The sequence below is a fragment of the Kitasatospora sp. NPDC088391 genome, assembly GCF_044753345.1.
Taxonomy (GTDB): domain Bacteria; phylum Actinomycetota; class Actinomycetes; order Streptomycetales; family Streptomycetaceae; genus Kitasatospora.
This window is the reverse complement of the sequence record NZ_JBIVNB010000004.1, coordinates 1-18,149: the sequence shown is the minus strand read 5'-3', so window position 1 is coordinate 18,149 and position 18,149 is coordinate 1. Positions and strand designations below refer to the sequence as shown.

General features: G+C 75.2%; 19 protein-coding genes and 1 pseudogene. 11 read left to right on the top strand and 9 right to left on the bottom strand.

Annotation, left to right across the window (positions count from 1 at the left end; all coding sequences use genetic code 11):
* Positions 1 to 59 precede the first annotated feature (59 nt).
* Entirely contained in the window at positions 60 to 440 is a 381-nt protein-coding gene (locus tag ACIQBJ_RS13185; protein WP_400708219.1) for a hypothetical protein, read from the bottom strand.
* Between the two features lie 325 nt (positions 441 to 765).
* Between ACIQBJ_RS13185 and ACIQBJ_RS13180 the strand changes: the two genes are divergently transcribed.
* The 3 genes from ACIQBJ_RS13180 (at position 766) to ACIQBJ_RS13170 (ending at position 2,804) form a co-directional block, all read left to right on the top strand.
* Positions 766 to 1,605, top strand: a complete 840-nt coding sequence (locus ACIQBJ_RS13180) for a SigB/SigF/SigG family RNA polymerase sigma factor (RefSeq protein ID WP_400708217.1) — start codon at positions 766 to 768, stop codon at positions 1,603 to 1,605.
* Between the two features lie 127 nt (positions 1,606 to 1,732).
* Positions 1,733 to 2,101, top strand: coding sequence for an STAS domain-containing protein (locus tag ACIQBJ_RS13175; protein WP_400708215.1), 369 nt, complete (start codon positions 1,733 to 1,735; stop codon positions 2,099 to 2,101).
* 235 nt (positions 2,102 to 2,336) lie between these two features.
* Positions 2,337 to 2,804 carry an ATP-binding protein gene (locus ACIQBJ_RS13170; protein ID WP_400708213.1) on the top strand — a complete coding sequence of 156 codons (468 nt, stop codon included), beginning with the start codon at positions 2,337 to 2,339 and terminating at the stop codon, positions 2,802 to 2,804.
* Between the two features lie 40 nt (positions 2,805 to 2,844).
* Here ACIQBJ_RS13170 and ACIQBJ_RS13165 read toward each other — a convergent pair whose 3' ends face one another.
* The 3 genes from ACIQBJ_RS13165 to ACIQBJ_RS13155 form a co-directional block, all read right to left on the bottom strand.
* Entirely contained in the window at positions 2,845 to 3,144 is a 300-nt protein-coding gene (locus tag ACIQBJ_RS13165; RefSeq protein ID WP_400708211.1) for a WhiB family transcriptional regulator, read from the bottom strand.
* A 163-nt stretch (positions 3,145 to 3,307) separates the two neighbouring features.
* On the bottom strand, positions 3,308 to 3,490 hold the full coding sequence (locus ACIQBJ_RS13160) for a hypothetical protein (protein WP_400708209.1): 183 nt from the start codon (positions 3,488 to 3,490) through the stop codon (positions 3,308 to 3,310).
* A 497-nt stretch (positions 3,491 to 3,987) separates the two neighbouring features.
* Positions 3,988 to 4,956, bottom strand: coding sequence for an oxygenase MpaB family protein (locus tag ACIQBJ_RS13155; RefSeq protein ID WP_400708207.1), 969 nt, complete (start codon positions 4,954 to 4,956; stop codon positions 3,988 to 3,990).
* A 171-nt stretch (positions 4,957 to 5,127) separates the two neighbouring features.
* Between ACIQBJ_RS13155 and ACIQBJ_RS13150 the strand changes: the two genes are divergently transcribed.
* The 3 genes from ACIQBJ_RS13150 to ACIQBJ_RS13140 are packed head-to-tail and all read left to right on the top strand — an operon-like array spanning position 5,128 to position 9,177.
* Positions 5,128 to 6,516, top strand: coding sequence for a hypothetical protein (locus tag ACIQBJ_RS13150; RefSeq protein WP_400708205.1), 1,389 nt, complete (start codon positions 5,128 to 5,130; stop codon positions 6,514 to 6,516).
* 58 nt (positions 6,517 to 6,574) lie between these two features.
* Entirely contained in the window at positions 6,575 to 7,861 is a 1,287-nt protein-coding gene (locus tag ACIQBJ_RS13145; RefSeq protein ID WP_400708203.1) for an AAA family ATPase, read from the top strand.
* Positions 7,858 to 9,177 carry a VWA-like domain-containing protein gene (locus ACIQBJ_RS13140; protein WP_400708201.1) on the top strand — a complete coding sequence of 440 codons (1,320 nt, stop codon included), beginning with the start codon at positions 7,858 to 7,860 and terminating at the stop codon, positions 9,175 to 9,177. Before ACIQBJ_RS13145 ends, ACIQBJ_RS13140 begins: the two co-directional genes overlap by 4 nt.
* Positions 9,178 to 9,189: 12 nt before the next feature.
* Here the strand turns inward: ACIQBJ_RS13140 and ACIQBJ_RS13135 are convergent, their stop codons facing one another.
* The 4 genes from ACIQBJ_RS13135 to ACIQBJ_RS13120 all read right to left on the bottom strand — a co-directional run bounded on the left by ACIQBJ_RS13135 (position 9,190) and on the right by ACIQBJ_RS13120 (position 12,346).
* Positions 9,190 to 10,074: a biotin-dependent carboxyltransferase family protein gene (locus tag ACIQBJ_RS13135; RefSeq protein WP_400708199.1), complete on the bottom strand. Its 885-nt coding sequence runs from the start codon at positions 10,072 to 10,074 to the stop codon at positions 9,190 to 9,192.
* A 19-nt stretch (positions 10,075 to 10,093) separates the two neighbouring features.
* The gene (locus ACIQBJ_RS13130) at positions 10,094 to 10,726 is read right to left on the bottom strand and encodes an allophanate hydrolase subunit 1 (RefSeq protein WP_400709746.1); all 633 of its coding nucleotides are present in this window, start codon (positions 10,724 to 10,726) and stop codon (positions 10,094 to 10,096) included.
* A gap of 407 nt (positions 10,727 to 11,133) precedes the next feature.
* Positions 11,134 to 11,727 carry a DUF6114 domain-containing protein gene (locus ACIQBJ_RS13125; RefSeq protein ID WP_400708197.1) on the bottom strand — a complete coding sequence of 198 codons (594 nt, stop codon included), beginning with the start codon at positions 11,725 to 11,727 and terminating at the stop codon, positions 11,134 to 11,136.
* Positions 11,717 to 12,346 carry a DUF6230 family protein gene (locus ACIQBJ_RS13120; RefSeq protein ID WP_400708195.1) on the bottom strand — a complete coding sequence of 210 codons (630 nt, stop codon included), beginning with the start codon at positions 12,344 to 12,346 and terminating at the stop codon, positions 11,717 to 11,719. The genes ACIQBJ_RS13125 and ACIQBJ_RS13120 overlap by 11 nt, the downstream gene beginning before the upstream one ends.
* A 695-nt stretch (positions 12,347 to 13,041) precedes the next feature.
* Here ACIQBJ_RS13120 and ACIQBJ_RS13115 point away from each other — a divergent pair.
* Together ACIQBJ_RS13115 and ACIQBJ_RS13110 are read left to right on the top strand one after the other, a co-directional pair.
* Positions 13,042 to 14,004: a hypothetical protein gene (locus tag ACIQBJ_RS13115; protein WP_400708193.1), complete on the top strand. Its 963-nt coding sequence runs from the start codon at positions 13,042 to 13,044 to the stop codon at positions 14,002 to 14,004.
* 191 nt (positions 14,005 to 14,195) lie between these two features.
* Positions 14,196 to 14,861: a Tat pathway signal sequence domain protein gene (locus tag ACIQBJ_RS13110; RefSeq protein WP_400708191.1), complete on the top strand. Its 666-nt coding sequence runs from the start codon at positions 14,196 to 14,198 to the stop codon at positions 14,859 to 14,861.
* Between the two features lie 69 nt (positions 14,862 to 14,930).
* On the opposite strand, the gene ACIQBJ_RS13105 is transcribed toward ACIQBJ_RS13110, so the two are convergent.
* Positions 14,931 to 15,656 carry a helix-turn-helix domain-containing protein gene (locus tag ACIQBJ_RS13105; protein WP_400708189.1) on the bottom strand — a complete coding sequence of 242 codons (726 nt, stop codon included), beginning with the start codon at positions 15,654 to 15,656 and terminating at the stop codon, positions 14,931 to 14,933.
* 64 nt (positions 15,657 to 15,720) lie between these two features.
* Between ACIQBJ_RS13105 and ACIQBJ_RS13100 the strand changes: the two genes are divergently transcribed.
* The 3 genes and pseudogenes from ACIQBJ_RS13100 to ACIQBJ_RS13090 form a co-directional block, all read left to right on the top strand.
* Positions 15,721 to 17,337, top strand: a complete 1,617-nt coding sequence (locus ACIQBJ_RS13100) for an FAD-dependent oxidoreductase (RefSeq protein ID WP_400708187.1) — start codon at positions 15,721 to 15,723, stop codon at positions 17,335 to 17,337.
* Positions 17,338 to 17,486: 149 nt separating this feature from the next.
* The gene (locus ACIQBJ_RS13095) at positions 17,487 to 17,933 is read left to right on the top strand and encodes a hypothetical protein (RefSeq protein ID WP_400708185.1); all 447 of its coding nucleotides are present in this window, start codon (positions 17,487 to 17,489) and stop codon (positions 17,931 to 17,933) included.
* A gap of 124 nt (positions 17,934 to 18,057) precedes the next feature.
* Positions 18,058 to 18,149 (top strand): annotated as a pseudogene (locus ACIQBJ_RS13090) (electron transfer flavoprotein subunit beta); the annotation flags it as partial.

Sequence of the window (18,149 nt, the reverse complement as noted above, 5' to 3'; positions counted from 1 at the left end):
CGCGGGCTTGCTTGCGCGCGCGGGAGGGTGGGGCAGGACGTGGCCCTGGCCGCCCCGGCTCAGGCGGCCAGGCCGGAACCGCCGGACCCGCCGTGCTCCACGTGTTCCTTGAACGCCGTGAGCACGTCGATGATCCGACGGTCGGTGAAGCCGAGGCCCTCCACCAGGTGGTCCCACAGGCCGTGGGGCTCCGTGTCGAGCTGCAGCATCAGTCGGGTGGTGCGGTCGGTGACGCGGTGGAAGGTGACCACGCCGGAGTGCCCGGAGAGGTCCGGGCCCCCGTCCCAGGCGATCCGGTCCTGCGGTATCACCTCCGTCGCGGCGGCGCCGTGCTCGGCGCCGCCCCGCATGCAAACGGGAACCGCTCGATATTCGGTCCACTCCCGGTAGACCGCGTCGATCGGCGCGTCGACCTCGACGGATTCCTCGATCCGGCCCATGGCGTCTCCTCCCGTACCCGGTACGGCCGCACCCACTGCGACCCGCGTCCGGACACCGCCTGCCCGCTCCCCGGCCGCCCATGCGCCCGAGTCCGCCCGCAACCGGGACCGCCCCACAGACCGCCATCACCCCCCGAATCGCACCCTCACAAAAACTTCACACTTTCGGGTGGCATGCTCTTCGGGGGACCGGGTACCCGGGGACGGACCGGCCGGAGACGAGGAAAGGACTGGCATGCCTGTGCCCACTGATGAACTTCTCCCCACCGCACCCATCGGAGCGGACTCCGACCTGCCCGGAGCCGCCGGTGCCATCGGCACCGTCATGGGAAACGGCCTCGGGGAGCTCGGGGAGATCGAGGGCATCGACCCGGAGGCCCTGGCCGACCCGGCGAACACCGCGCCCGCGGACGCCCGCGCGATGACCAAGGTGCTGCTGCGCCGCCTGGCGGGCCTGGAGGAGGGCACCCGGGAGTTCTCCTACGTCCGGGCCACCCTGATCGAGCTGAACCTGTCCCTGGTCCGGTTCGCGATCCGCCGCTTCGGCCACTCCAAGGAGCCGTACGAGGACCTGCTGCAGGTCGGCTCGGTCGGCCTGATCAAGGCCATCGACCGGTTCGACCCGGAACTGGGCGTGGAGTTCACCACGTACGCGGTCCCGACCATCGTCGGCGAGATACGCCGCCACTTCCGCGACACCACCTGGTCCGTGCACGTGCCGAGGCGGCTCCAGGAGCTGCGCCTCGACCTGGCCAAGGCGCAGGACGCGCTCGCCCAGACGCTGGACCGCGAGCCCACCGTCGCCGACCTCGCGGAGTACCTGTCGCTGCCCGCGGAGGAGGTGATCGAGGGCCTGGCCGCGGCCAACGCCCACACCGCCGGGTCGCTGGACCTGACCTCGACGGGCGAGGGCGACGGGCAGCAGCCGGCCGAGCGCCTGGGGGCGCTGGACGGCCGGTTCGCGCTGATCGAGAACCTGGTCGCGCTGAAGCCGCTGATCGCCCAGCTGCCGGAGCGGGACCGCGAGATCCTCTCCATGCGGTTCACCGAGGACCTCACCCAGTCGCAGATCGGCGCCCGGCTCGGCCTGTCCCAGATGCACGTGTCCCGACTGCTGTCGCGCGCCCTGGCCAAGCTCCGGGCCGGCCTCACCGCCACGGACTGACGCCCCGTGAGACACCTTTCCCGGGGCGGCGGCCCGGCCGCCGCCCCGCCCATCGGGCCCCCGTCTCGACCGCCGGGCCCGGCAGTGCGTAAGGTCGAGGCAGAACGGTCGAGGGAACAGGACGAGGATGCCAGCCGAGAACATGCCGATGGCCCCGCTAGCGGTCGAGGTCCGGCACGCACCGGACGGCGCGGCGGTGTGCGCGCTCGCGGGCGATCTGGACATCGAGAGCCTGGAGCCCGCCCGGGAGGCGCTCGACCGGCTGATCGCCGAGCGGCCCCGGATCCTGGTGGTCGATCTGGACCGGATCGACTTCTGCGACTCCTCCGGGCTCAACCTGCTGCTGCAGGCCCGGATGTCCGCCGTCGACAGCGGCCTGTCCCTCCATCTGGCGGCGCTCTCGGGCAATGTCCGCCACCTGCTCGAACTCACCGGTGCGAAAGCCGTGTTCACCATTCACGACACGGTGGACGAGGCGCTCTCCGCGACCGGCTGACCCTCTCCGCCGCGCGTCAGGCGCGGCCCCGCGACCACCGGCGGTCCCTCCTGTGACACCTCCTTCCGGCACGCCCCGCGCCCGCTCCGTCCCCGTGGCACCGGGCGCGCCGCCCGGGTCCCGCCCGCGCGGCGCCCGCTACTCTGTCCGTCCTGCCGGTCGCACCCGGCATAATCCGAGCGCGGGCGGGAAACCGATCTGTGAACCCGCCGTCGAGCCCGAAGGGAACCCGCACGTGACACCCAGCCGGGGAACCCTCGACGGCGACCGTCCGAACGCCGGGCCCGCCCTGCCGCCGGGCGGCCAGCGGCGCCGCCTGCGGCTGGCCTCGGTGCCCCGCCCGGTGGCGCGCGCCCGGGCCTTCACCGCGGAGGCGCTCGCCGACTGGTCCTGGGCCACCCCGCCGGACCCGGACCTCGCCGAGGACGTCGTCCTGCTGGTCGCCGAACTGGTCGGCAACGCGATGCTGCACGCCGGCGGCCCGATCGAGCTGGTCCTGGACGCCACCCCGGCACGCCTGCGGATCGAGGTCAGCGACGCGTCCTCCGTGCTGCCGACCCTGCGCACCCCGCACCGTCCGGGCGTGCCCGGCGGCCACGGCCTGTACATCGTCCAGCGCACGGCGGACCGCTGGGGCGCCGACCCGCACGCCCAGGGCAAGTCGATCTGGGCCGAGGTCGACGCCAGCCGCCTGCTGGCCTGAGCCGCACCGGCGGCGCCGACCTCGCTCGGCAGCGGTGGCCTCAGCGACCTCGGTTGCGGTTGCGGCGACGGGGGTGGAGCAGGCGGCGCCGCTCCTCCTCGGTGCGGCCGCCCCAGATCCCGTAGCGTTCGCGGGTCTCCAGGGCGTGGCCCAGGCAGCGCTCCCGGACCGGGCAGTGGGCGCAGACCTCCTTGGCGGCCCGGTCCCGGTCCTCGTGGGCCTGGCCGCGTTCCCCGGGCGGGTGGAAGAACAGCCGCGCGTCGGCCGAACGGCAGGCGCCGCGCAGTTGCCAGTCCCATTCCTCCTCGGTGGCCCCGGGGAGCCGCGAGATCACGGTCATCGGATGCTCCTTCCGTCGAACGATCGGATCAGCAGATGAACGGATGAACATGTCACCCGTTCGTCTAACCCGGTTCGGCGACGCGATGCACCCGCGCGCGGTCCCGCTCCCGTTGCCGCCCCCGCTCCCGTTGCCGCCCCTGCTCCCGCTCCCGCAGGGGCGGTCAGTCCTCCTCGGGCTCCGGCGGGGAGGAGACCGGCACCGCGAACTCGGGGCCGTCCGCCGGGGTCTTCTCGGCCTCGTCCGGGGGCGGCGCCCCCTCGGCGGTCATCCGGGCCTCGGGCGTCTCGGTGGGCGGCCACTCGTCGGCCGGCGCGTCGTGGTGTCCGTGCGTGTGGTGCGACATCTCGTCTCCCGGTGCTGGATGCGGCCCCCCTGCTCCCCACTCTCCCCGGTGCGTCGGCGTCCGGCCGTCCGCGACGCGCGGGCGACACGCCGGGTTCCGGCACCTCGGCTGGCGGACCCGGGCGAGCCGGGGCACCGTGGACGGGGGGCCGTTGTGCACCGCCGTGAGAGGAGAAGGCCATGTCATCGAAGCGACGCCGCAAGAAGAAGGCCCGCGCCAGGCGTGGAGCGAACCACGGCCGTCGGCCCCAGTGCTGACATCCGTCCGTTCCGCACCGATCGCCGAGCACTGACGACAGCGACACAGCGGCCGCCCCCGGTCCCAGCCCCGGGCAGCGGCCGCTTCGCCGTGCCCGCCCCACCTGGCGAGCCCGCCCCGGCACTCCCCGGGCCCCGGCACTCCCCGGGCCTCGACCCTCGCCCCCTCAAGCCCTCGCACTGTCGATCCTTCGAGTCCCTCGAGCCCTCGAGCCCTCAAGCCCCAGAGCCTTCGAGCCCTCAGCCGCTCGCCGCCCGGACCGCCGGTTCGGCGTGCGCCCGGGCTTCGGCGGCCGCACGGATCGGGGACAGGCCGCAGGCCCACACCAGGGCCGCGCCGAGCGCCCGGGCGAGCGGGCGGTCCCAGCAGCGGCGGACCGCCCAGGGACGGCGGATGCCGAGTTCGCGCCGCGCCCAGCCCGGCAGCAGGCCGACCGCCGCGTTGGTGAGCACGCGCACGGCCAGCCGCTCGCGCCGCGTCCGGCCGAAGCCGCGCAGCAGGGCGACGGCCTCCAGCGCCTCGGGGGTCGCCCGCAGCTCGCCGCGCACCCGCCCGAGGTAGCGGGCCAGTTCGGCCCGCGAGGCCGGCACCTCGTGCGCCCCGAGCAGTTCGCCGATCAGCGCGACCTCCGCCAGGTACGCGTCGCACTGCGCCCCGTCGAGCCGCCCGCGAGAACCTGCCGCGCCGCCCCCGGCGACGGGTGCCCCGGTGCGCGGCGGGCCGCCCGCGAAGACCTGGTGCCCCGCCAGGAAGCAGGAGACCTCGGCCGTGTGCACCCAGCACAGCAGCGCCGGGTCGTCGGCCCGGTAGGGGCGGTCCCGCCGGTCGAAGCCGCGGACGTGGGTGTGGATGCGCCGCACGGCGGCTATCGCGCCCTCGGCGGCGGCGGACGAACCGAGGGTGGTGGTGGAGACGAAGCGCGCGGTGCGGTGCAGTCGGCCGGTGGGGTCGGAGCGGTAGTCGGAGTGCTCGGCCACCGCCCGCATCGCGACGGGGTGCAGGGACTGCAGCATCAGCGCGGCGAACCCGCCGACCAGCATGCCCGCGGGGTGCCCGTGCACCTGCCAGACGACGCTGGAGGGGCCGAACAGCCCCGGGTCGCCGGGCGGGCGGTCGTAGCGTTCGAGGTGCAGATCGGCCCCGTGCACCGTGGAGTTGATCTCCCGCAGCAGCCTGTGCCGCAGCGCCTCCACCGGCCGCCTCCCCATGCCTGCCACCGCCGCGCACCTCCCGCTCCGGGCCGGCTCCGGCCCCTGCCGTCAGCCTACGTCGGGGTGGGCCGTCGAAGAACGGGGCTGACAGAACGGCCGGGGCACCGTTACGATCGCCGCGATGACTACGTATGGATTGGAGGCCCCGTCCGTTCGAAGTGAGTGCTGATGCACGACACTTCCCTCCCGGACGAGGACCCTCGTACCCGTTTCTGGTCCCGCGTACGGCAGTTCGCCGTCCCCCCGACCATGATCGATACCGCCACCGCCCGCCGCGAGTCCGGCGACTGGGGCGGCGCCTGCGCGGCCGCCGGCTTCGATCCCCGGATCGACCTGCGCGCCGTGTCCCGCACGCACGGTGCCGGAACGGCCGCCCGACTGAGAGCCGATCTGCGCCACCTGGCACCGGACTTGCTGCGCTGGCACCTCCCGCGCACCGCCCCGGACGGGCTGCTGCGGACCGGCCTGACGCTCACGCTGGCCCGCTACCCGCGCGACGGACCGGTCCAGGACGCGCGGGCCGCGCCGCTGCACCTGGTGGCGCGCACCGCCCCCGCCCGCGCCTCGGCCGGCCAGCGGGTCGAACTCGCACTGTGGGACGGGGCGGACGGAACACCGCACCCCGACCCGCGCTTCCGGTTCGACCTGCACCCGCACCTCTGGGACGCCCGCCGCACCCCCGAACTCACTGTCCGCGCACCCCACTCACCATCCGTCGACGATGAACTGACGGACCATCACTTCGCCGACACCATCTGGACGTTCGAGGCCGAGCTGCTGCGCGCAGCGGACGGGCTGCCCCCGGACGCCCCGGTCGCGGTGCGCCTCGGCACCCGCCGCCACCTGCTGCTGCGCCCCTCGGACGAGGCCGAACCGGTGCGCGACGCGCGCGGCCGCCCGATCCTGCCCGACGCCGCGACCTGGACGCCCCCGGACGTCCTGCTGCTGCGCGCGGGCCTGATCGACCCCGGCCGCCTGCACCCCCTGGTCGCCGCCGCGCTCGCCCCCGGGTACGAGGCGGGGCACGGAGCAGCGGGCCACGGGGCGGCGCGGCCGGACAACGACCCGCTGCGGGTCGAGTGCCGGGGCGAGCTGCACGCACTCGCCTTCGTGGACGGCCTGCTGGTGCCGCTCGACCATCCGCCGGAGCAACTGCGGCGCGAGGAAGTGCTGGTGGCGCTCGGCGGCACCCCGCTGCCCTGCCTGCGGGCGATCGACCGCGCGCACCGCACACCGGAGAGCCTGGACGCGATCCGGCAGCGGCTGCTGCACGGCGACCGCCCCGGGGCGCTCGCCGCGGTGCGCCAACTCCTCGGCGAGCAGGGCGTTCCCCGCGAAGGGCCGCTCGCCGAGGCGCTGCGCACCGACTCCCGGCGGCGGGTCGACCACGGCCTGTACGCCAACGGCCTCGACCCGGACCGCCGCTTCAACGGCCCGGCCCCGGTGGTCCACGACCGCGTCCGGCTGCCCGACGGCCATCCGCACCGGCCACGGCCGGCCGCGCGCACGAGCCGGACCCGTCGGTCCCGGCCGTGCCGGTGCGGCCACGCCCACTGAACGCCCTTGAACGCCAGGACCTTCGACTTCCCTCCTCCCCACCACAGGTGATTCCGCCATGCCTTCGACCATGCCCCTGACCGCCCTGCCGCCGACCGCCCCAGCCACCTTCCCGTCCACCGCCACACGGTCCCGGCTCGACGTCGCCGACGAACTGCTGGCGCTGCTGCGGCAGTCCAGCACCGAGCCGCGCCGCAACCTCCAGCTCGAAGCCCTCACCATCGCCGTCGCCGCCGACCTCCCGGTTCTCCTGTGGGGAGAGCCCGGCATCGGGAAGACCGCGGCGCTGACCCAGCTCGCCGCCGAACTCGACCTGCCGCTGACCACGGTGATCGCCAGCGTGCACGAGCCCTCCGACTTCGCCGGCCTCCCGGTGATCGGGGACGACCCGGCCCGCCAGGGCGTGCCGCTCGCCCCGCCGGACTGGGCGGTCCGGCTGGCCCGGCAGGGGCGCGGACTGCTGTTCCTGGACGAGCTGTCCACCGCGCCGCCCGCCGTGCAGGCCGCGCTGCTCCGCCTGGTCCTGGAGCGTCGGATCGGCTCGCTCGAACTCCCGCCGGGCGTAAGGATCGTGGCGGCCGCGAACCCGCGCTCCTCGGCGGCCGACGGCTGGGAGCTGAGCGCCCCGCTGGCCAACCGCTTCGTCCACCTGGACTGGGTGCACGAGGCGGAGGTGGTGGTGCGCGGCCTCGGCGGCGTGTGGCCGCGCGCCGAACTGCCCCGGCTCGACCCCGAACGGCTGCCCGCCGCCGTGGACTTCGGCCGCCGCGCGGTCTGCGGCCTGCTGACGGTGCGGCCCGAACTGACGCACCGCATCCCGGGCCACGAGACCGGGCGCGGCCGGGCCTGGCCGTCGCCGCGCAGCTGGGAGATGACGGTGCGGCTGCTGGCCTTCGCGACCGCCGCCGGGGCCGACCGCGAGGTGGTGTCGCTGCTGGTGCGCGGCACCGTCGGCGACGGGCCCGGCCTCGAACTGCTGGCCACCGTCGACCGGATGGACCTGCCCGCCCCGGAGGACCTGCTCGCCGACCCGGCCGCCGCCGTCCTGCCGAGACGCGGCGACCTGCGGCAGACCGTGCTGGACGCCGTGGTGGCGGCGGTCCGCGCCCGGCCCTCCCGCGAACGGTGGGACGCCGCATGGGAGTTGATGGCGCTGGCGCTGGCCGACGGCGCGCCGGACGTCCTGGTGGTGCCGGTCACCACGCTCGCCGCGCTGCGCCAGGACGACTGGGAGGTACCGGAGTTGGTCGAACGCTTCACGGGCGCGTTGCAGCTCTCCCGCCGGGCGGACGTCTCGGCCGCCCGCGTCGCCGCCCACCCCACCCGGGGCCCGGTGCGCCGATGAGCACCTCCCCCGTCCCCCGCCCTCCCGTCCCCCGCACACCCACCGACCGGCCGCACCGGCCGCACCGGTCGCACTCACCGGACCGGCCGGACCGGCTCGCCCCGGAGCACCGGGAGAAGCTGTACGCGGCCCGGCTGCACGCCGCCCGGGCCCGCCCGTACCTGGCGACGGCGCTGTTCGCGCTGCACGTGGTGGAGACGGCGCGGGTGCCGACCATGGCGGTGGACCGGCACTGGCGCTGCTACGTGTCCCCGGCGTTCGTCGCGCGCACCGAGCCCGAGGTGCTGGCCTCGGTGTGGGTGCACGAGGTGGCGCACCTGCTGCGCGACCACGCCCGGCGCGGCGACCGGGTGGTGCGCGCGCTCGACCTCGACGGGCCCGGCCACCGGCTGCGGATCAACCTGGCGGCGGACTGCGAGATCAACGACGACGCGTTCGGCGACGGCCTGGTCCACCCCGCCGACGCGGTCTACCCGGCGACGCTCGGCCTGTCCGAGGGCGGGCTCATGGAGGAGTACGTCCGGGAGTTCTCGCTCGGCACGCAGTTCCAGGACCTGGTGTGGCTGGAGTGCGGCAGCGGCGCGGACGGCCTGGAACGGCCCTGGGAGCTGGGGCCGGACGACGCGCACGGGCTGAGCGACCAGGAGCGCGACCTGGTGCGCTTCCGGGTCGCCGAGGGCATCCTCGCCCGGCCCGGCCGGGCCCCGGCGGGCTGGCGGCGCTGGGCCGAGCAGGCGTTCCACCCGCCGCAGCCGTGGCGGCGGCTGCTGGGCGCGGCGGTGCGTTCGGCGGCCGCGGCGGCGGGGCGCGGCGACGACTACAGCTACGGCCGCCCGGCCCGCCGCGCCGCCTCCCTGCCGGGCGTGGTGCTGCCCGCGCTGCGGCGGCGGCCCCCGCGGGTCGCCGTGGTGGTGGACACCTCCGGGTCGGTCGCCGACGGCGAGTTGGGCACGGCGCTGCTGGAGACGGCCGCGATCGTCCGCGCGGTCGGCGGCCGGCGGGAGCTGGTGTCGGTGGTGTCCTGCGACGCCGCCGCCCGGCAGGTCCGGCAGGTCGCGGCGGAGGGCGGCCTGGAGCTGATCGGCGGCGGCGGCACCGACCTGCGCGCGGGGTTCGCGGCGGCGCTGCGCCGCCGCCCGGCGGTGGACGTGGTGGTGGTGCTGACGGACGGTCAGACCCCGTGGCCCTCGCAGCCGCCGCCGTGCCGCACCGTGGTCGGCCTGTTCCCGCGCCCCCGGGCCGAGGTGCGGGAGGACGATCCGGACTACCGGCCGGACCTGCCGCCGTCCTGGGCGCGGGTGGTGGAGCTGGGCTGAGCGGCGCGCGGGCTACCCGTCGAGCCGGAAGTGCAGGGTGTCGCCGGGCCGGGCCTGGGCGGCCGTGCCGAGATCGGAGCGCCGGACCACCGCGATCACGGGGTAGCCGCCGGTGACGGGGTGGTCGGCGAGGAACAGGATCGGCCGGCCGCCGGGCGGCACCTGGAGGGCGCCCGCGACCATGCCCTCGGAGGGCAGTTCGCCGCTGCGGGCCCGGGCCAGCGCGGGTCCGTCCAGGCGCATGCCGACGCGGTCGCTGTCGGCGGTGACGGTGTACGGCCCGGTCAGCAGGGTGTGCAGGGCGTCGGCGGTGAACCAGTCGTCGCGGGGGCCGGGGACGACGTGCAGCACGGTCCGTCCGGGGGCGGCGGGCGGCGGGGCGAGGTCGGCGGCGGGCCAGCCGGTGGCGGCGCGGCCGACGGGCAGCAGCCGTCCGGCGGCGAGGCGTTCGGGGCCGAGTCCGGCGATGGTGTCGGTGGCGCGGGAGCCGAGTTCGGCGGGGACGTCGAGTCCGCCGCGGACGGCGAGGTAGACCCGCAGGCCGCGGGCCGGGGTGCCGAGGCGCAGCCGGGCCCCGGCGGGGACGGTGAAGGGGGTGCGGGCGTCGACGGGCCGCCCGGCCGCGTGGGCGGGGCAGTCGGCGCCGGCCAGCGCGCAGGTGGCGGTGGCGCGGAACTCCAACTCGACTCCTCCCATCGGGGCTTCGAGACCGGCGGCGTCCTCGGGGTTGCCGACCAGGCGGTTGGCGAGGCGCAGCGCGTCGGGGTCAGCGGCGCCGGAGCGGCCGACGCCGAGGGCGGCCAGGCCGGGGCGTCCGAGGTCCTGGACGGTGGCTCCGTAGCCGGCCCGGACGACGAGGATGCGGGCAGTCGGAGCGGTGGGGCGCGGTTGGCTCATCCGATGATCCTCCGGTCTGTCAATCCGTCTCGACGAAGCGCACCGAGGTGCCGGGGAGCAGCCGGGTGGGCGGGTCGGCGGCGGTGTCCCAGAGGGTGAGCGCGGTGCTGCCGAGCAGCCGCCAGCCGCCCGGGCTGGGGCGCGGGTAGACGCCGGTGTACTCGTCGGCGACGGCGACCGCCCCGGCGGGCACCCGGGTGCGGGGCTCGGCGCGGCGCGGCACGCGCAGCACGGGGTCGAGTCCGGTGAGGTAGGCGAAGCCGGGGGCGAAGCCGCAGAACGCGACGCGGTAGTGGGCGGCGGTGTGCCGCTCGACGACCTGGCGCACCGTCAGCCCGGTGAGCGCGGCGACCTCGGCGAGGTCGGGCCCGTCGTAGCGGACGGGGATCAGCACCGCCCCGGCGTCCGTCGGCACCCCGGCGGTCGCTCCGGGGAGCGCTTCGGCGAGCGGGAGGGCAGTGACGGCGGTGGTCAGGCGCTGCCAGTCGGTGACGCCGGGGTCGTAGCGGACCAGGACGGTGCGGGCGGCGGGGACGAGTTCGACGACTCCGGCCGGTGCGGCGGCGCGCAGCGCGTCGTGCAGCCGCCGGGCCCGTTCGGCGTCCCCGGCCTCGACCAGGACGGCGTCGCTGCCGCACCGCAGCACCCGCACCGCGTCCGTGCGCCCCACTCGCCCACCCACCTGTCGGTTCACCGCTCCGCCCACGGGCCGTCAGCGGCCAAGCTACCAAGCCCCGCGCCGGGACGCCGTGCTTCACCGACGGTCCACCGGGCGCCCTGCCGAACCGCCGGGCTGCGCCGCGCTCCGATCGGACCGGACCGGACCGGAGCGTCCGACTGTCGGATCATCCGATTCGGACGACCGTTCTGTCGGCTGGTCGGATCATCGGCTCGTCGACCCTTCGGTCCATCGGCTCGTCCGACCGGCGTCCGCTCGGCACGCGCCCGGGGCGCTGCGGGGGCCGTGGGGGCCGGTCGCGGTTCCCGCCCGCTCGGTGTGCGGGGACCGCGACCGGTCGTACCCGGTGGCGGCCACGCTCCGCCACCGGTCCGCCCCGGTCAGGCCGGGGTCGCTCGGCGTTCGGCGCGGCGGGCCCGTCGGCCGGCGCGCCGGGGCTGGTCGGGCAGCCAACCGAAGGCGAGGGTGCTGCCGATCAGCCCCAGGAGCAGGCCGATGAAGAAGCCGCCCAGGTTGGAGGTGACCCAACTGCCCAGGGTGGCGAGGACGGAGAGCAGGGAGTAGAAGACCCGCTGCACGGGGTGGAAGATCAGCAGCAGGCCGCAGAGCACCATCAGCACGGGGATGACGTAGCCGGCCAGGCCGAGCAGTCCGATCCGGATCATCATCCGCATCGGGGCCTTCTCGGTGAGCAGGATCTCGGCCCCGGCCAGGGCGACCATCAGCCCGCCCCAGAACGGGCGCCGTCCGCGCCACCCGGCGAAGCCGCCCGGAGGCGCGGCCGCGACGGCCCCGGACTCCCCGTCGGCACTTCCCTCACCGACGCTCCCGGCGTCCGCGCTTCCGGGCCCGGCGTTCCCGATCCCGGTGTTCCCGGGCCCGGCGTTCCCGGCTTCGATCTTCCCGGCCCCGGTGGGCCGGGCGGCCGTGGGGTCGGCCGCCCGGTCCGGTGCCGGGTCGTGCTCAGCAGCCATCGGCGCTGAAGCTGAGGTGCATGTTGGGCAGCCGGAAGGTGCCGGCGGTGGTGGCGTAGTTCTGCTGGCGGAAGTGGTCGACGGCCACGGTGTCGCCCTGCTGGCCGAACATGCCGGGCGGGCCGGCCACCCCGCCCTTGTCGAAGGTGCTGGCGTCCCGGCCGACCTCGAGTCCCTTGAACTCGGCGTCGCCGCTCATCAGGTCGGAGTCGGTGGTGAGGTTGTCGGCGGTGACGGGGGTGCCCTTGTCCCCCGCGGTGATCAGCAGGTTGATGCCGCCGAGGTTGACGCTCTGGCAGAGCTTGGTGAGCGAGGCGCTCTTCACCACTGTCTGGATCAGGAACAGCTGGCCGCCGGTGTCACCGGCGTTGGGGCTGTTCTCGATCATGTTGTCCAGGGTGCCGAACTGTTCGAACCCGGAGCCGTCGAGGCGGTCGGCGGTGACCTGGAAGGCCATGCCGGAGATCGCGAACTGGTTGGCGAGGACGTTCTGCGCGGTCAGCGTCACCAGGACGCCGGCGGTCACGCAGGCGGGTATCGCCATCAGTGCGGCGCGGCGCAGCCGGACCCGGCCGCGCCCGGTGGAGGTGGCGGCGGGTTGTTCTGCGGTGGGGGCCATGTGCAGCTCCAGAGGGTCGAGTGGGGATTCCTCAGCACACCGGCGAGGCCCTGGCGTGGACGATCGATCGATCGGTCAACTCTCTTGCCCGGCAGCACAGTTGACGATCATTCTCACAACGGCGAGCTGACTGGAAGTTACCCCGGGGTACATGGCCGGTCAATACTTCGCGCACTACTTCCAACGGGCGGAACTTCAGTCAACTCCTGTGACTGAAAAGGAAATTGAGCACGATAGCGACCCCAACTCCACTCACCTTCCTTCCAACTTCCGTCCCCCGCCTTGACGTTGAAGCGGAGCGCGGCCTAGAACTTGGCGAGTACCCGGCGGTAACCGCGTCGTCACGGCGCGCCCACCGACCGATCGACCCACCGACTCCACTCGCCGGCCCCTCCAGCACCACGGGGCGCCCGCCCCCGGCAGGGCGGACCGTCGCGGCGCACCGGTGGCAGTCGTGCACCCCGGGCCCGGTCGCTCGTGGCGTCGAGCGACCCACCCCCGCGCCCCGCTCCGTGCCACGTTCCCGCACACCTCCTGTGCCACGTCCGCCGCACCGCGCCCCGCCCGCACCGCGCGACACGCGACACGCCGCACGCCACCGTGCCCGCCGCCCGCCTCCGCGCCCTGCCGCCCCACCGTCGCCTGCCGCCCTGCTGCCCCACCGTCTCCTGCCGTCCTGTCCCTGAGGAGCCCCCATGCGCCCCACCCCGCGCGCCAGTTCCCCCCGTACCGCCTCGCGCCGCCGCCGGATCGGACGCCTCGCCCCGCCGGTCGCGGTGTTCGCCGCCGCCGCGCTGCTGGCCTCCACCGCCCCGGCGTCCGCGGCCGCCGTCACGCCGGGCGCCCCGTACACCGGGATGGGGAACTGTCCGCTGGCCGCGCCGGCCATGACCAACCCGGAGAACCTGCAGGTCGGCTGCCTGGTGTCGGTCACCAACGCGGGGAAGTTCACCCTCGGCAGCACGGTGGTGCCGTTCAACTCGCCGATCAAGCTGCAGTTCGGCTTCTACTGGGACAAGTCCGCGCCCGAGGTGTCGTTCCCGGACGGCAGCACCGCCAACCAGTACACCGTGGTGCCGCCGACCAGCGGGCCGCTGATGAGCGCGCCGATGGTGCAGATCACCATCCCGGGCATCCAGAACTTCCTGCCCGGCATCACCAGCGTCTTCGCCCAGGTCGAACTCGCGGGCCCGGTCACCAAGTTCACCCCGCTGGCGACCGGCGAGCCGTACCCGGTGTTCCAACTGCCGGTCAAACTCCACCTCTACAACGCGCTGTTCGGCTCGCACTGCTACGTCGGCTCGGACTCCGCGCCGCTGATCCTCAAGCCCACCACCGGGATCACCGCCCCGCCCGCGCCGGCCTCCCCCATGACCGGCGACCCGGGGACGCTCGGGTACGACATGGACCCCAACGGCCACAACGCGCTGGTCATTTCGGAGACCAACGCCGCCATGGTCGACAACACCTTCGCCATCCCGGGGGCGAACGGCTGCGGCCTGCTCGGCTCGCTGGACCAGATCATCGACTGGACCATGAACCTGCCCGCCGCCCCCGGCAAGAACTCGGTGAGCTTCCAGCAGACCAACGCCTCCTTCGTGCTGGACACCGACATCACCGACCTCACCGCCGCACTCAAGGACAGCGCCCCGCACTGAGCCACCAAGAGTCACCGGGAGCCGCCGAGAGCCGCCGGCCGGCCCCGCTTCCCCGCCCGCGCCCCCACCGACTCGTGCCCGCCCCACCCTCGACCGGGGCGGGCACGGGCTCCGCGCCGCGGAGCCGCACGTCCCGGCAACACCGCCGGGGCGGCACCACCCGGATGCCCCACCCACCGGAAGGAACCCTCGTGCGCAACCGTCTCTACGCCGGCGCCGCCGCCGTGGCCGCCGCCACCGCCCTGCTCGCCCTCACCACCGCCCCCGCCGGGGCGGCCGGCACGCCCGTGCTGACCATCGCCGGCACCTCCACCGCGGTCGCGGTCGGCGACAGCCTCTCGGCGGGCCTGGTCAGCGGCACCCTGGCGACGATGTACAACCCGGGCACCACCACCGGCGTCAAGTGCACCGTCTCCACCATCGGCGGCACCGTCAGCAGCAACCCGACCACCCCGGGCACCGCCTCCGGTCCGGTCTCGACGCTGACCTTCGCCGGCTGCACCTCCAACGTGGTCGGCGTCACCGGCGTGAACAGCCTGACCATGACCAACCTGCCGTACACGCTGAGCATCTCGGACGCGGCGGGCCTCCCGGTCAGCCTCACCCCGACCGCCGCCGGCTCCATCCAGGCCGCCGTCAACCTCAAGACCCTGGCGGGCAACGCCATCTGCACCTACAAGTCGACCTCCGGCAGCCTCAACGGCAGCGCCACCAACACCCCGCCGAAGATCACCATGACCAACCAGAACTTCACCAAGCTGACCGGCCCGAGCATCTGCTTCGCGTCGATCGACTTCTCCGCCTCGTACGGCCCGGTCACCGACACCACCCTGGGCGGCACCGTCTTCGTCAACTGAACCACCCGGCAGGACAGTCAGGACGCCGCGCCCCGAACCCGGGGCGCGGCTCTCCGTTCTGACGGCCCGTCAGTTCTCCTTGCCGCCCTTGGAGTCGGCGGTCCTGGCCCGGACGTGCACCCGCTCGCCCTGCGGGCCGAACAGGCTCAGGAACTCCACCGGCCGACGGCCGACGTTGGTGAACAGGTGCGGCGTCCGGGTGTCGAACTCCGCGGCCTCGCCCGCCTTCAGCACCACCTCGTGCTCGCCCAGCTTCAGCAGCAGCTCCCCCGACAGCACGTACAGCCACTCGTAGCCCTCGTGGGTCCGCTGCTCGCAGTCCTCCCGGCTGCTGCCCGCCGGGACCACCATCTTGTACGCCTGCATCCCGCCGAGGTTGCGGGCCAGCGGCAGGTACGTCCACCCGTGCCGGACGAACGGGCGCAGCCGCACCCGCGGGTCACCCGTCGGCGGGGCGTCCACCAGCTCGTCCAGGGCGACGCCGTACGCCCGGGCCAGCGGGAGCAGCAGCTCCAGGGTGGGGCGGCGGCCGCCCGACTCCAGGCGGGAGAGCGTACTGACCGAGATCCCGGTCGCCTCGCCGAGCTGCGCCAGCGTGGTGCCGCGCTGCTGCCGGAGCGCCCGCAGCCGGGGGCCGACCGCCGTCAGCACCGCCTCGAAGTCCTCGCCCGCCCCCTCCTCCGCGACCCGCCCGCCCTTGCCGCCCTGTCCGCCGTGCTCGCCGTGCTCGCCCTGCTCGCCCATGGCCCGCTCCTTGCGCTCCGCACCCGCGCCCGCACCCGCTCCTGTGCCCATCCCACTATTTGCCGTCCCAGCAACATTGTTTGTCAATCCGGCGGACCGGACGCACCATCGGACCATGACCACGACGCACCACCACCAGCACCAGCAGCCCCCGAACCCCGCCCGCCACCACGACGTCCTGGTCGTCGGGGGCGGCGCCGCCGGACTCGGCGGCGCCCTGACCCTGGCCCGGGCCCGCCGCTCCGTCCTGGTCGTCGACGCGGGCCGGCCGCGCAACGCGCCCGCCGCGGGTGTGCACGGCCTGCTCGGCCGGGAGGGCGTCTCCCCGGCCGACCTGGTCGCCGCCGGGCGGGCCGAAGTCGCCTCGTACGGGGGCGAGTTCCACGACGCCGAGGTGCGCTCGCTGGTCCGCGAGCCGGACGGCGGGTTCCGCGCCGAGCTGTCCGACGGCACCGCCGTGCACGCCCGCCGCCTGCTGCTGGCCACCGGCAGCACCGACCTGCTGCCCGAGCTGCCCGGCCTGGCCGCGCGCTGGGGCCGCGAGGTGCTGCACTGCCCGTACTGTCACGGCTGGGAGGTCCGCGACCACCGGATCGCCGTCCTCGCCGCGCACCCGGCGGTGGCCGCGCACCAGGCGCTGCTGTGGCGGCAGTGGACGGCCGACGTCACGGTGCTGGCGCACACCGCCGAGCCGTTCACCGAGCAGCAGCTGCACGAGTTCGCCGCCCGCGGCATCAGCGTCGTCGCGGGCGAGGTCGCGGCCGTGCTGCCCGAGGACGGCGACGGCGAGCTGACGGGCGTCCGGCTCGCCGACGGCACCGTCGTCGCCTGCGAGGCGCTGGCGGTCGGCGCCGAGTTCGCGGTGGACGCGCCGTTCCTGGCCGGCCTCGGACTGGCCGCCACCGACCTGGTCCGCGAGGGCGTCCGGTTCGGCACCCGGCTGGCCACCACCGACCCGACGGGCGCCACCGGCGTCCCCGGCGTCTGGGCGGCCGGCAACCTCACCGACCCGCTCGCGCAGGTCGCCGTCGCCGCCGCGGACGCCCTGCGCGCCGCCGCCGCGATCAACGCCGACCTGGTCGCCGAGGAGACCCGGCTGGCCGTCGAGGCCGTGGAGTTCTGGGAGCGGCGCTACGGCGAGAGCGAGCAGATCTGGAGCGGCCGCCCGAACGCCTCGCTGACCCGGGAGGCCGCCGGCCTCGCCCCGGGGAGCGCGCTGGACCTGGGCTGCGGCGAGGGCGGCGACGCGATCTGGCTGGCCGGGCAGGGCTGGCAGGTCACCGCCGTCGACCTCTCCCGGGTCGCCCTGGAGCGGGCCGCCGCCCGGGCCGCCGTCGAAGGTGTCGCCGACCGGATCGACTGGCAGCGGGTGGACCTGGCAAACGCTTTCCCGTCGGGTTCCTACGACCTGGTGTCCGCGCAGTTCCTGCACTCGCCCACCGAGTTCCCCCGCGAACGGGTGCTGCGCCGGGCCGCCGAGGCGGTCGCCCCCGGCGGCACCCTGCTGATCACCGGGCACGCCGTGCACCCCGCCCGGCCCGGCCACCCGCACCCCGACCTGCACTTCCCCACCCCGGAGGAGACGCTGGCGGCGCTGCGGCTGGCTCCCGGCGCGTGGACGGTGGAGCGCGCCGAGGAGCACCCCCGGCACGACCACCCCGGCCACCCCGTGGCCGACCCGGACGCCCGGCCGCACCGCGACTCCACCGTCCGCCTGCGCCGCACCGCCTGACCCGCCCGGCGCACGGCCGACGCCGCCAAGCCCGCACCGCCGCCGGCCCGCACCGTCCCCGGCCCGCGCTTCCCGAGGCCCGCACCGTCCCCGACGCCACCGGCCGGGAGGGTGCGGGCCGGTGGCGTCGGCCGCCCTATGATCGCGGGGTGTTCGACTTCCGAAAGGCGGTGGCCCGCCACGAGGACACCGTCCTGCGCGTCCTGCCGATCGTCCTGCGGGTCGCCGCCGTCCTGCTGCTGCCCTGGATCGTCGACCTGGCGCTGACGGTGCACGGCCGCTTCGGCGCCCGCAACCTGGCCAACTCCTGGATCTGGCTGGACGTGATCGAGTCCTCCTCCCTGCTGCTGCTGGCCGCCCTGGTCCGCCGCCGCCACCCGGCCACCAGCCCGATCGCCTCCGCCACCGCCGTGCTGCTCGGCATGGACGCCTTCTTCGACCTCTGGTCCGCCCACCGCGGCGAGGCGTTCCGCACCGCCGAACTGCTGGCGTACACCGCCGAACTCCCCAGCGCCGTCCTGCTCGCCCTGCTCTCCTGGTACGCGCTGCGCTGGGCCGCCCGGCCCCGCCCGCTGCCACTGCGCGAACCCTCCTGACACTCAGTTCCCTCCACACCGGACACTGAGGCCCCCATCACTCCCCACGGGAGTGGATCTGTGGCACGGAGTGTGGTCTAGTGGGGGTACTGAGTTCCCTCCGGCAGGAAAGGACGACGCAGCCGTGAGCTTGAGGATCGTTGTCTGTGTGAAGTACGTGCCCGACGCGACCGGTGACCGTCGCTTCGCGGACGATGCGACCACCGACCGGGAGGG

Bases quoted from the DNA above. Each gene is read 5' to 3' on its own strand.
- ACIQBJ_RS13185 (WP_400708219.1), bottom strand. From the start codon at position 440: ATGGGCCGGATCGAGGAATCCGTCGAGGTCGACGCGCCGATCGACGCG.
- ACIQBJ_RS13180 (WP_400708217.1), top strand. From the start codon at position 766: ATGGGAAACGGCCTCGGGGAGCTCGGGGAGATCGAGGGCATCGACCCG.
- ACIQBJ_RS13175 (WP_400708215.1), top strand. From the start codon at position 1,733: ATGCCAGCCGAGAACATGCCGATGGCCCCGCTAGCGGTCGAGGTCCGG.
- ACIQBJ_RS13165 (WP_400708211.1), bottom strand. From the start codon at position 3,144: ATGACCGTGATCTCGCGGCTCCCCGGGGCCACCGAGGAGGAATGGGAC.
- ACIQBJ_RS13160 (WP_400708209.1), bottom strand. From the start codon at position 3,490: ATGTCGCACCACACGCACGGACACCACGACGCGCCGGCCGACGAGTGG.
- ACIQBJ_RS13155 (WP_400708207.1), bottom strand. From the start codon at position 4,956: ATGGGGAGGCGGCCGGTGGAGGCGCTGCGGCACAGGCTGCTGCGGGAG.
- ACIQBJ_RS13150 (WP_400708205.1), top strand. From the start codon at position 5,128: ATGCACGACACTTCCCTCCCGGACGAGGACCCTCGTACCCGTTTCTGG.
- ACIQBJ_RS13145 (WP_400708203.1), top strand. From the start codon at position 6,575: ATGCCTTCGACCATGCCCCTGACCGCCCTGCCGCCGACCGCCCCAGCC.
- ACIQBJ_RS13140 (WP_400708201.1), top strand. From the start codon at position 7,858: ATGAGCACCTCCCCCGTCCCCCGCCCTCCCGTCCCCCGCACACCCACC.
- ACIQBJ_RS13135 (WP_400708199.1), bottom strand. From the start codon at position 10,074: ATGAGCCAACCGCGCCCCACCGCTCCGACTGCCCGCATCCTCGTCGTC.
- ACIQBJ_RS13125 (WP_400708197.1), bottom strand. From the start codon at position 11,727: ATGGCTGCTGAGCACGACCCGGCACCGGACCGGGCGGCCGACCCCACG.
- ACIQBJ_RS13120 (WP_400708195.1), bottom strand. From the start codon at position 12,346: ATGGCCCCCACCGCAGAACAACCCGCCGCCACCTCCACCGGGCGCGGC.
- ACIQBJ_RS13115 (WP_400708193.1), top strand. From the start codon at position 13,042: ATGCGCCCCACCCCGCGCGCCAGTTCCCCCCGTACCGCCTCGCGCCGC.
- ACIQBJ_RS13105 (WP_400708189.1), bottom strand. From the start codon at position 15,656: ATGGGCACAGGAGCGGGTGCGGGCGCGGGTGCGGAGCGCAAGGAGCGG.
- ACIQBJ_RS13100 (WP_400708187.1), top strand. From the start codon at position 15,721: ATGACCACGACGCACCACCACCAGCACCAGCAGCCCCCGAACCCCGCC.